The following is a 577-nucleotide window of genomic DNA, read 5'->3' on the forward strand; positions in this document are numbered from 1 at the left end:
CCGGGCGATCGTGGTGCTGATGTCCGCGCAGGGCCAGACGGTCAAGGACATCACCACGCTGATGCAGGTCGGCGAGGACTACGTCCGTGAGGTCATCCATGCCTTCAACGAGCGGGGGTTCGACGCGCTGGACCCAAAATGGAGCGGGGGACGCCCTAAGACGATCAATGACGAGGTGCGCGAGCACATCTGCCCGATCGCCCGGACGTCCCCCGCCGACTGGAAGATCACCGCGTTCTCCACCTGGAGCCTGAGCAAGCTCGCCGACCATCTGGTCAGGCAGAAGGTGACCGCGGTCATCAGCCGGGAGACACTGCGCCGGATCCTGCGCGCCGGCAAGGTCTCCTGGAAGACCACCACCACGTGGAAGACGTCCACCGACCCGGAGTTCATCGCCAAGATGCACCGCATCCTGGCCCTCTACGACACCCCACCGGCGGACGGGCGGGTGATACGCGTCGACGAGTTCGGCCCGCTCAACCTGATGCCGCGCAAGGGCAAGGCATGGGGTCCGGTGAGGCGTCCGCGCCGGTTACGGGCCACCTACAACCGTTACGGCGGTGTGAGGCACATGATC

At 66.0% G+C, this 577-nt stretch carries 1 protein-coding gene; it reads left to right on the forward strand.

Translation table 11 applies throughout. The annotated features are described in order from the left end of the window. A partial coding sequence (locus ADL25_RS13095) for an IS630 family transposase (protein ID WP_107116590.1) occupies positions 1-577 on the forward strand: 577 nt, incomplete at both ends.

Source organism: Streptomyces sp. NRRL F-5122, assembly GCF_001507435.1.
GTDB classification, from domain to species: Bacteria; Actinomycetota; Actinomycetes; order Streptomycetales; family Streptomycetaceae; genus Streptomyces; species Streptomyces lannensis.